Below are 10508 nucleotides of genomic sequence, written 5' to 3' on the forward strand. Positions count from 1 at the left end.
CGCCGACGCCGTCGGGAACGCCGACGACGAACTGGGCGCTCCCGCCCGCGGCGGAGCCGAGGACGGCGACTTTTCCCTCCTCGACCAGCGCGTTGGCAGTCGCGCGGAGTTCGTCCGCGTCGCCGTCGAGACGCTGGACGACGGCGGGCGTGCCGTCGATGTCGATTTCGTCGGCTCCCGCCGCGGCGCGCGCCTCGGCGAGTTCCGTCTTCAGGCGGTCGATGGTCTTGCCGCGTTCCTTCCACTCGGTGAAGAAGCGCTCGGCCGTCTCGGGCACGTCCGCAGGGTTCACGTCGAGCACGTCGGCCGCGCCGTACAGCGCGTCCTCGGTGCGCTGGGTAGCCTCGATGGCCGCGTCGCCCGCCGCGAAGACGACGCGCTCGACGCCGTCCTGAACGGGCTCCGTGGTCAGCACCTTGATGACCCCGATGTCGCCGGTGCGCTTGACGTGGGTGCCGCCGCAGGCCTGCACGTCGGTGCCGACGTGGATGAGGCGAATCTGCTCGCCCGGCGGGATGCCGCCCTGATAGAGGTCGAAGCCGTGTTTCTTCTCGGCGTCGCGGCGGTCCGGCCACTCCTGTTTGACCGGGATGTTCCGCATCACGAGTTCGTTGGCGACGCGCTCGATCTGCTTGACCTCCTCGCGGGTGATGCGCTCGTAGTGGGTCACGTCGAGCCGCGAGCGGTCGACGCCCTTCGACGCGCCGGCCTGCCGGATGTGGTCGCCGAGGACCGTCCGGATGGCGTGGCCGATGACGTGGGTCGCCGTGTGGTGGCGCATGAGCCGGCGGCGGCGCTCGGCGTCGAGTTGGCCGCGGACGAACTCGCCCTTACCGGGGTCGTCGTCGGTGCGGTGGAGCACCACGTCGCCCGCTATCTGTACGTCGGTCACTTCGACCGTCGTGTCGTCGGTGGCGAGCGAGCCGTGGTCGGCGGGCTGGCCGCCGCCCTCGGGGTAGAACATCGTCTGGTCGAGGACCACGTCGTAGCCCTCCTCGCGCTCGAACACGTCGAGAACGACGGCCTCGAACTCGGTGCGCTCCTGGTCGTCGTAGTAGAGCTTGTCCGTCGCCGGCAGGTCGCCGAGGCGGTCGTCGCGCTCCGCGGCCTCGTCCTCGCCGTCGACCTGCTCGTGGCGGTCGGCGACGAGCGAGTAGAAGTCGTCGGGAATGTCGACGGTCGCACCGCGCTCCTCGGCGATTTCCTGCACCATGTCGGGCTGGATGCCGTGGGAGTCGTACAGCTCGATAAGCTCGTCGAGCGGGATGGGCTCGTCCTTGTCGGCGTACTCGTCGGCGAGCTGCTGGACCTTGCGGGAGCCGCGTTCGAGCGTCTTTCTGTACTTGCGCTCCTCGCTGCGGACGATGTCGCGGATGGTGTCGCGGTTCTGGTAGTCGAGGCGCTCGGCCTGCATGTCCACGAGTTCGTCGAGCGGGGCGTCCACGCCGAGGTTGTCCACGAGGCGCTTGGTGCGCCGGAGGACCATGCGGGCGAGGTAGCCCGTCCCGACGTTCGAGGGGACGATGCCGTCGCCGAACATGTACGCGAGGGTGCGGCAGTGGTCCGCGATGGCGTAGATGTCTTCGAGCGGGCGGAGCAGCGCGGTGAGTTCGGACTCGTCGACGCCGAGTTCGCCCGCGACTTCGGCGCGCGCGGTGGCGAGGTCGTCGATTTCGTCGATGTCGAGGTGGCCAGACAGCTTCGCCGCGCGGTGGATGAGTTCCTCCTCCTCGTCGGTGTGTTCGATGCCGACGTTGTCCTTCAGGAACTCTATCATGTCGGGGTAGACGGCCTCGTACACCGTCGGCGTCCCCTGCGACACCCACGTCCACCGTTCGAGTCCGTAGCCGGTGTCGACGATGTAGGTGTCCATCGGCGAGTAGGTGTTGCCGTCCTTGAGTTCGTACTCGCCCTCCGGGTCCTGCTTCATCGACATGAAGACGAGAGTGGCGAGTTCCGCGCCGCGGTAGAGGACTTCGAAAGCCGGACCGGCGTTGCCGCCGCCGACCCACGGGTCCTCGATGTAGGTGATTTCGGAGATGTCCGCGCCGAGCGACTCGAAGAACTCGTCGCAGAGACGGACCGTCTCGTCCTTCCAGTAGACCTCGCCCTCGTAGGCGTACTTGTCGCCGGCCTCCTCGCGGGCGTTGAACGCGTGGTGGGCCATCATCTCGAACGCCATCGTGTGGCGGCCGGTCTTGCCCACGTTGTCGATGTCCTGCATCCGGATGCAGGGCTGGGAGACGGTCAGCGGGTTAGCCGGTGGCGGCGTCTCGCCGGACGTGACGAGCGGCTGGAAGTCGTAGATAGATGCCTGCGTCAAGAGCACGTCGTCGCGCCAGCGGTTCGCGGCGACCGGGTAGGGGTCGATGCGCTCGTGGTCGTGTTCCTCGAAGAAAGAGAGGAACTTCTCGCGCATCTCTTCGAGGGTGTACTCCTCGTCGAAGCCGGGGTTGTCGATGAAGGTGTAGTCGTCGGCGGGCGGTTCACCGCACGTCTCGCGGTCGGGGTCTCGTGTCCAGAAGTGGACGCCCGTCACGGGGCATTGCTTCCGGTAGAAGCCCTCCTCCTCGAAGTAGTCGAGGCGGTACTCCGCTTCGAGTTCGCTCATTGCCAAACTCTGGTCTACCGTCGGGTAAAACAGTTCCGGGAAATGGGCGCAGACGCCCGATTCCCCTCAATTTCGCCTGCACGGGCCGTGTCGTTCTTTTCCCTCCCGAGCCAACGAGGAGTATGGAACTCGCCTCGCTCCGGCGGCGGCCGGCGGTCGAACTGCTCGCGTGGGTCGTCCTCGCGCAACTCGCAGGCGCGCTCGGAAGCGTCTTCACCGTGACCGCAATCGGGTCGTGGTACGCGACGCTCACCCGCCCGTGGTTCGCCCCGCCGAACTGGGTGTTCGGTCCGGTCTGGGTGACGCTGTTCGCCCTGATGGGCGTCGCCGCGTGGCTCGTCTCCCGGCGCGACCACCCCCGCCGCGAACGGGCGCTGGCCGTCTTCGCCGGCCACCTCGTCGTCAACGTCGCGTGGTCCGCGGCGTTCTTCGGACTGCAGTCGCCCGCGCTCGGCCTCGCGGTCATCGCGGTCCTCCTCCTCGCGATTCTGGCGACGATGCGCGAGTTCGCCGCCGTGGACCGACGCGCCGCCGCGCTCTTGGCCCCCTACCTCCTGTGGACGTGTTTCGCCACCGTACTCAACTACGGCTTCTGGTCGTTAAACTGAGTAATTCGGCACGTCGTCCCGGCCACGACCCCGACGCGAACGACGCACGGGTCGTTCTTGGTCATTGGAAACATGCCGCAACGATTATAGTTCTCGTTATCGTTCGATAGGAGGACTGCCGTGCACGCGACGGAACCAACGGTTTTCGTGGACGACGACTTCGACGATATCGACCTCGGCGACGGGATCACGGTGGCGTCAACGAGTGACGAGAGCGACCCGTCCGACGCCGCCTGCGTCGTGGTCACGGACCCCGACGCGACGGTTCCCGACGGCGTGCCGACGATTCTGTACACCGACGCCCCACCAGCCACTGTCGAGCGACCCGAGCGGTTCGACGCCTACGTCGACCGCGGCGACCGCTCCGGGCTCGAATCGCAGGTTCGATGGGTGCTCGCATCGACCACCGACAGAGACGCCGAAGCGGTGGCGACGGCCCGAAACGACGCCGAGTGGGACCGGCTCAAGCGGCTCTACGAGGGGACGACGGACCTCATCGCGGCCGAAACGGTCGAGGAGCTCTACGAGCGCGCCATCGGCCTCACGGAGCACATCCTCGAGTTCGACAACACCTCGTTTTTCGTCCACGACGGAGACAGCTTCTACGTCACCGCCAACAACGACGACATGGCCGGAACGGGGCCGATTCCCTCGGACACGGGGCTGCTCGGAGAGACGCACCGGACCAAACGCTCGTTTCTCGTGGACGACGTGCGCGACCACCCCGCGGCCGACCCCGACGACCCCGCGTACCGCTCGGCGGTGAGCGTCGCGCTGGGCGACGACGGCGTGTTTCAGGCCATCTCCAACGAGGTCGGCGCGTACGACGAGACCGACCTCACGCTGGCCGAACTCCTCGTGTCGTACGTCTCCGAGACGCGGAGCCGCATCGAGTCCGAGGCCGCGCTTCGACAGAGCCGCGAGCAGATAGAGCGCCTTCACCGGGGAGCCACCGAACTGGCCGCGGCGACGAGCCTCGACGAACTGTTCGAGCGGACCGTCGAAATCACGGACGACATCCTCGAGTTCGACATCAGCTACGTGGGCGTCGTCGAGGACGGCTACATCGTTCCGGCGGCTATCTCGTCGGACGCGCCGGCCGACGGGGCGGAGCGCGTCCCCCTCGACGACGGGGGCATCGCGGCCGAGGTGTACCTGTCGGGGAGTACCGACATCACCGACGACGTGCGCGACCACCCCGAGGCGCGGCCGGTCAAGCGGATGTACCGCGCGGTCCTGAGCGTCCCCATCGGAGACCTCGGCGTCTTCCAAGCGACGACGTTCACGCCCGGCGCGTTCGACGAGCGAGACGCGGAACTGACGGAACTCCTCATGGCGCACGTCGCGGTCACGGCCGAGCGCATCCGCGCGGAATCGCGGCTCAGGGAGGAACGCGACCGGTCGACCGCGCTGTTCGAACACGTCTCCGACGCCGCCGTCGCCTACGACGTAGCGGGGGGCGCGCTCACGGTGCGCGACGTGAACCGGGCGTTCCAGTCGGCCTTCGGCTACGACGCCGACGACGTGGTCGGCAGCGACCTCCTCGGGCGAATCGTCCCGCCGGAACCCGACCCGGACCCAGTACCAGAACCGGGCGCGGACGAAACCATCCCCGAACTCCTCGTCGCCGCCGGCGAGAGCTACCGCGGAGAGGTCCGCCGCCGGACCGAAGCCGGCGTCCGCGAGTTCATCCTGAACGTCGTCCCGCTGTCGCCCGGCGAAGAGCGCGGGTCGGGCTACGCCATCTACACCGACATCACGGAGCGGAAGACCCGCGAAAGTGAGTTAAAGCGACAGAACGAGCGATTGGAGGAGTTCGCGAACATCGTGAGCCACGACCTCCGGAACCCGCTTTCGGTCGCCCGCGGGAACCTTGACCTCGCCCGCGAGACCGGCGATGAGTCGCGGTTCGACACGGCCAAGCGGGCGCTCGAACAGATGGAGGAACTCATCGACGACCTACTGTCGCTCGCCCGCCGCGGCCAACTGGTCGACGAGACGGAGCGCGTGGACCTCGGGGCGGTCGCCCGACAGGCGTGGGCGACGACCGACACCGCCGACGCCGAGTTAGTCACCTGCCAGTCGGTCGTCGTTGACGCCGACGAGGACCGCCTCGCCGAACTGCTCGCCAACCTGTTTCGGAACGCGGTCGAACACGCCGGCCCCGACGTTCGCGTCGAGGTCGGTGGCGTCGACGGCGGCTTCTACGTCGAAGACGACGGCCCCGGCATCGACCCCGAGCGCCGCGACGAGGTGTTCGAACCCGGCGAGACGACCGGCGACGACGGCATCGGCTACGGGCTCGCAATCGTCGAATCCATCGCCGAGGCCCACGGCTGGTCGGCTATCGTGACTTCGGGGACGGCGGGCGGCGCGCGCTTCGAGTTCCGGGCGTGAGGCGAAAACGAGGAGAGACCGGAGAGCGCCGCGGCCGGCGCGGCCGAGTGCTTCAGTTCAGTTCTGCGAGAGCGCGAGCGACGCGAGGAGCGCTTCGAGTTGGACCTGCTCGTTCGCGCCCTCGGAGATTCGGTAGTCGGCCTCGCCGATGCGCTCCATGAGGCGGACGGCCTCGCGCTCGTCGAGGTCGAACTCCCAGACGGAGCGGTGAAGCTGGTCGATGATGTCGCCGCCGGCCATCCCGGTGTCGACGATGAGCGTCTCTAACTGCTTTCGCGCGGTCGTGAACTCGCCGTCGATGGCGGCTCGGACCATCTCTTCGATATCCTCCGGGCGGGCCGTCGAGGTAATCATGTAGACGGCCTCCTCGTCGACGACCTCGCCGGTCGTCGCGGCGGCCTGCAGGGAGTTGATGGCGCGGCGCATGTCGCCGCCGGCGGCGTAGACGAGCGCGTCGAGGCCGTCCTCGGTGACCTCGATGTCCTCGGCCGCGGCGATGTCGCGGACCTGCTCCGCGACGGCGTCGTCACCGAGCGGGGAGAAGCGGAACACCGCACAGCGCGACTGGATGGGGTCGATAATCTTCGAGGAGTAGTTACACGAGAGGATAAAGCGCGTGTTGTCGGAGAACTGCTCCATCGTCCGGCGGAGCGCCGACTGCGCGTCGTTCGTCAGCGAGTCGGCCTCGTCGAGGAAGATGACGCGGTAGTCGTGGCCGCCGAACGACGAGCGCGCGAAGTTCTTGATGCGGTCGCGGACCACGTCGATGCCGCGCTCGTCGGAGGCGTTGAGTTCGAGGAAGTTACCGCGCCAGTCGTCGCCGTAGATGGCGCGGGCGATGGCGGTCGCGGAGGTGGTCTTGCCGACGCCCGCCGGTCCCGCGAACAGGAGGTGCGGCAGGTCGTCGCGCTCGATATAGCTCCGCAGGCGCTCGACGATGTCGTCCTGTCCGTAAACGTCGTCGAAGGTCTGCGGTCGGTACTTCTCGATCCAGATTTCACGACCCGCCGGGGCGTCGCCCGACTCCGCGGCCTCGCTCATATCCGTTCTACCGACCGCCCCGCACATAAACCGTGCGAGACGGAGAGCCGGCGTGACACCGACCCGTCGGCGGGGCGAAGCCGGGTCGCGGGGCCGTCGGGGCGGCCGAAGCCGACGGACTGAAACCCGCGCCCGCCCCACGAGCCACCATGAACGTGACCGTCGAGGTCGTCGGCGAGGAGACCAGCGAGGTCGCCGTCGGCGACGACGGGACCTACGCGGACCTCGTGCGGGCGGTGGGCCTCAGCCCCCACGAGGTGACCGTCCTCGTCGACGGTCGCCCCGTCCCCGAAGACCAGCCCGTCGAAGTCGACCGCGTGAAGGTGCTCCGCCTCATCAAGGGCGGGTAGTCGGCGACATGGACGACACCGAGAGAGACCTCGAAACCACCACCCGCGAACGCGACGACGGAGTCCGCGTCCGCGAGGGCGACCCCGACGAACTGGTAGGCGTGATGCGCGTCCTCGACGCCGGACTGCTCGAAGCCGACGCGGATGAGGTCCGCGACCGACTGGCCGCCGGCGACTGCCTCGTCGCCGAGGCGTCCGGCCGGGTGGTCGGCGCGCTGGTGCTCGACGGCGACTACATCGACGCCGTGGCCGCCTCCCCGAGTCGCCGCGGGCGAGGCGTCGGAACCGCGCTCGTCCGGGCGGCGCTCGACCGCCGGGGCCGGCTCATTGCCGACTTCGACGGCGGCGTCCGACCGTTCTACGAGTCGCTCGGATTCGACATCGAGGTGCGGGGTGGGGATGGGGAGGAGGATGGGGATAGAGATGAGGACGAGGGAGCGGTCGCAGACACCGGCGCGGGCGACGACCGATTTCGTGGCGTCCTGCGGGACGAGTAGCGGCCTCCCGTGGTTGTTGAATGTTACCAACCGACACAGATTTAGCCGCTGGTCGTCAAGCGCTAGGGAGTCAAGCCCATGGCAAAGCGAGACCGGAGCGAGCGTATCCTGACCGACTGGGACCGCGTTTTTGACGCGCTCTCCGACCCGTCGCGCCGCTACGTGTTGGAGTATCTCCACGACCGGTCGGAGCCGGCGTCGGTCTGGGACCTCGCGGTCGCCCTCGCGGTGCGGACGACCGACCTCCCACCCGACGAGGTGGACGTGCAGGTCGTCCAGCAGGCCGAGGTCGGCATCGTCCACGTCCACCTGCCGAAGCTTCAGGCCGCGGACCTCGTCGAGGCCGCGGGAGACAGCGTCTCGTTGACCGAGCACGCGGAGACGCTCCCGCTTTTCACGCCGGCGTACCGCGGGGTCGTCAGACCGGTCGGCGACGAAGAAGAGACGCGAGAGCCCTGATATCGGCCCGCTCAGACGAGCGGTTCGACGAGTTCGCGGCCGGCTTCGAGGAGCGACGAAACCGCGTCTTCGCTCCCGGCTTCCGCGTAGACGCGCATCTTCGGCTCCGTCCCCGAGGGGCGGACGAGAAGCCACGAACCGTCTTCTAAGAGGAGTTTGAAGCCGTCGAGCGTGACGACCTTGGCGATGTCGCGGCCGGCGACCGTCTCGGGGAGCACGTCCTCTAGCTCGCCGATGACGCGCGCCTTCTCGGAGTCGGGGCAGGCGACGCTTATCTTGTCAGCGACGATTTCGCCGTGTTCGGCCTCGATGCGGTCGAGACGGGCGTCGAAGTCCTCCTCGGCGGTTGCAGCGGCCGCGAGCAGGCCCATGAGGACGCCGTCCTTCTCGCGGACGTGCCCGCGGACCGAGAAGCCACCGGACTCCTCGCCGCCCATGAGCGCGTCGTGTTCGCGCATGCCGTCTGCGACCCACTTGAATCCGACCGCGGTCTCGAACACCTCCTCACCGTGGGCCTCGGCGATGCGGTCGATGAGGAATGTGGTCGAGACGGTCCGGATGGCCGGTCCGGAGTCGGATTCGAGCAGGTAGTCGTAGACGGCGGCGAAAAAGAGGTTCTCGTCGAGGACGCCGCGGTCGGGCGTGGCGATACCGATGCGGTCGGCGTCGCCGTCGTTGGCGACCCCGAGGTCCGCGTCATGTTCGGCCATCGCCTCGGCGAGGCCGCCGAGGTTCTCGGCCGAGGGTTCCGGCGAGATGCCGCCGAAGTCGGCGTCGCGCTCACAGCGCAGGCGAATGACCTCCGCGCCGGCGGCTTCGAGGAGTGCGTCGGTGACGCCGCGGCCGCTGCCGTGCATGGCGTCGTAGACGACCGTGAGGTCCGAGAGGTCGTCGCCGACGAGGTCCATGGCGTGGTCGGCGTGCGGCGAGACCACGTCGACGCGCTCGATGGTCCCGCGTTCGGACTCGGGCAGGAGGTCCGGTTCGGCGAGTCGCTCGGCGACCGCGTCGGTCACGTCGGGGAGCGCCGGCGCGCCGTCGGAGGGGATGAACTTCACGCCGTTGTACTCCGGCGGGTTGTGCGAGGCCGTGACCATGAGCGCCCCCGAGAGGCCGCGCTCGGCGATGGCGTAGGCGACGAGCGGGGTGGGGCAGTCCCGCTCGGGCAGGAGCACGTCGAAACCGTTGCCGGCGACGACCTCGGCGAGCGACTCCGCGAAGCCGGGCGAGGTCTCGCGGGCGTCGTAGCCGACGAGCACCGGGGCGGTGAAACCTTCGTCGGCGAGGTAGTCGGCGACGGCCTGTCCGACGATGCGGACGCGGTCGTCGGTGAAGGTGTCGAGCGTGGCGCGCCACCCGTCGGTCCCGAATGAGATTTCGTCCATACGCGCACCACTCCGCGGCGGGGCAAAAAACTACGTTACGAGCCGACGGGTGGGGGGCGCCCTCACGACTCGACGAGTCGCTGTTTCTCCCGGCGGCGGAGCTGTTTTATCTCGTACTCGCGCGACATCGCGGCCGATTTCGAGTCGAACTCCTCGACGTGGACGAGTTCGACCGGCGTCCGGCCGCGAGTGTACTTCGCGCCCTCGCCGGCGTCGTGTTCCGCGACGCGTCGCTCCACGTCGGTCGTGTACCCGGTATACAGCGAGCCGTCGCTACACTCGATGACGTAGACGAAGTGCACGAGAGAATGGTTCTGGGGCGCGGGTATGAACCCTACGCCCGACCTCGCGCACGAGGAGTTAGCTTCGCGTGGTGGTCTTTTGTCGCTTCAGTGGTCATGCGGTGCGGGCACGCTGTCGAGCGACCTCCGCGATACCCGCGTTCGCCGAGCAGTTGGGACAGGCGAGAACCTGACCGTCCTTGTCGGCGAACACGCGTGCGAAGCGCTCGGAGACGTGTGACCCGCAGTGGTCACAGACTGGCATTGTTGCGGTCCGGCAGCCACCAAGCCGGTGTGTGATACACAGTACCCCACTCATATGAGGGCATCGCGCGTGTGCGTACGCACGCGAAATCGCGCACGACCACGAGGTGCAGATAACGCCCGGTCAGGCGTCGTCGTCGCGGGCGTCGGCGACCGCGCGGGCGATGAGTCCGGCCTGCGCGCCGGCGATGTAGCCGGCGTCGACGTTCACCGCGGAGAGGACGGTACACGACTGAAGCATCCCGAGGACGGCCGCCTCGCCGTCGCCACCGTGGCCGTACCCCGTCGAGACGGGCAGACCGATGACCGGCGTGTCGATGAGTCCAGCGACGACGGTCGGGAGCGCCCCCTCGCGGCCGGCGGCGACGACGACCACGTCGGCCTCGCGGAGCGTGTCGAGGTTGTCGAGCACGCGACCGAGGTGGGCGACGCCAACGTCCTCGATTCGCTCGACGCTCACCCCCATCTCGCGGAGGACGGCGGCCGCCTCGCCAGCGGCCTCGGCGTCGGAGGTGCCGCCGGTGGCGATGGCGACAGTCGCGTCGAGATCGGGGCGCTCGAAGTCCGGCACGGCCGCGACGATGGTCTTCGCCCGGGCGTCGCGATCGATGTCGG

At 68.5% G+C, this 10508-nt stretch carries 11 protein-coding genes; 5 read left to right on the top strand and 6 right to left on the bottom strand.

What is annotated here, in order from left to right; genetic code table 11:
* The coding region (gene alaS / locus NKF06_RS17900; RefSeq protein ID WP_253246184.1) for an alanine--tRNA ligase at positions 1-2611 on the bottom strand (2611 nt) is incomplete at its 3' end.
* Positions 2612-2733: 122 nt separating this feature from the next.
* On the opposite strand from alaS, the gene NKF06_RS17905 reads away from it, so the two are divergent.
* Together NKF06_RS17905 and NKF06_RS17910 are read left to right on the top strand one after the other, a co-directional pair.
* Complete coding sequence (locus tag NKF06_RS17905) at positions 2734-3219, top strand: TspO/MBR family protein (protein ID WP_253246185.1); 486 nt, start codon at positions 2734-2736, stop codon at positions 3217-3219.
* Positions 3220-3339: 120 nt separating this feature from the next.
* Entirely contained in the window at positions 3340-5616 is a 2277-nt protein-coding gene (locus NKF06_RS17910; protein ID WP_253246186.1) for a GAF domain-containing protein, read from the top strand.
* 57 nt (positions 5617-5673) lie between these two features.
* On the opposite strand, the gene NKF06_RS17915 is transcribed toward NKF06_RS17910, so the two are convergent.
* Positions 5674-6657: a replication factor C small subunit gene (locus tag NKF06_RS17915; protein WP_004973825.1), complete on the bottom strand. Its 984-nt coding sequence runs from the start codon at positions 6655-6657 to the stop codon at positions 5674-5676.
* A 149-nt stretch (positions 6658-6806) separates the two neighbouring features.
* On the opposite strand from NKF06_RS17915, the gene samp2 reads away from it, so the two are divergent.
* From samp2 to NKF06_RS17930, 3 genes are all read left to right on the top strand, one after another.
* Positions 6807-7007, top strand: a complete 201-nt coding sequence (samp2, locus tag NKF06_RS17920; RefSeq protein WP_253246187.1) for a ubiquitin-like modifier protein SAMP2 — start codon at positions 6807-6809, stop codon at positions 7005-7007.
* A gap of 8 nt (positions 7008-7015) precedes the next feature.
* Positions 7016-7504, top strand: coding sequence for a GNAT family N-acetyltransferase (locus tag NKF06_RS17925; protein WP_253246188.1), 489 nt, complete (start codon positions 7016-7018; stop codon positions 7502-7504).
* 78 nt (positions 7505-7582) lie between these two features.
* The gene (locus tag NKF06_RS17930; RefSeq protein WP_058826840.1) at positions 7583-7963 is read left to right on the top strand and encodes a helix-turn-helix transcriptional regulator; all 381 of its coding nucleotides are present in this window, start codon (positions 7583-7585) and stop codon (positions 7961-7963) included.
* 11 nt (positions 7964-7974) lie between these two features.
* Here NKF06_RS17930 and NKF06_RS17935 read toward each other — a convergent pair whose 3' ends face one another.
* From NKF06_RS17935 to NKF06_RS17950, 4 genes are all read right to left on the bottom strand, one after another.
* The gene (locus NKF06_RS17935; RefSeq protein ID WP_058826841.1) at positions 7975-9348 is read right to left on the bottom strand and encodes a phosphoglucomutase/phosphomannomutase family protein; all 1374 of its coding nucleotides are present in this window, start codon (positions 9346-9348) and stop codon (positions 7975-7977) included.
* A gap of 62 nt (positions 9349-9410) precedes the next feature.
* Complete coding sequence (locus tag NKF06_RS17940; RefSeq protein ID WP_004973837.1) at positions 9411-9650, bottom strand: GIY-YIG nuclease family protein; 240 nt, start codon at positions 9648-9650, stop codon at positions 9411-9413.
* 94 nt (positions 9651-9744) lie between these two features.
* The gene (locus tag NKF06_RS17945) at positions 9745-9894 is read right to left on the bottom strand and encodes a hypothetical protein (RefSeq protein WP_187367346.1); all 150 of its coding nucleotides are present in this window, start codon (positions 9892-9894) and stop codon (positions 9745-9747) included.
* A 123-nt stretch (positions 9895-10017) separates the two neighbouring features.
* Positions 10018-10508, bottom strand: a 491-nt coding sequence (locus NKF06_RS17950; protein WP_253246189.1) for an AIR carboxylase family protein, incomplete at its 5' end; no start/stop codon positions are given.

It is taken from the genome of Haloferax sp. AB510, assembly GCF_024136985.1.
In the GTDB taxonomy this organism is placed as follows: domain Archaea; phylum Halobacteriota; class Halobacteria; order Halobacteriales; family Haloferacaceae; genus Haloferax.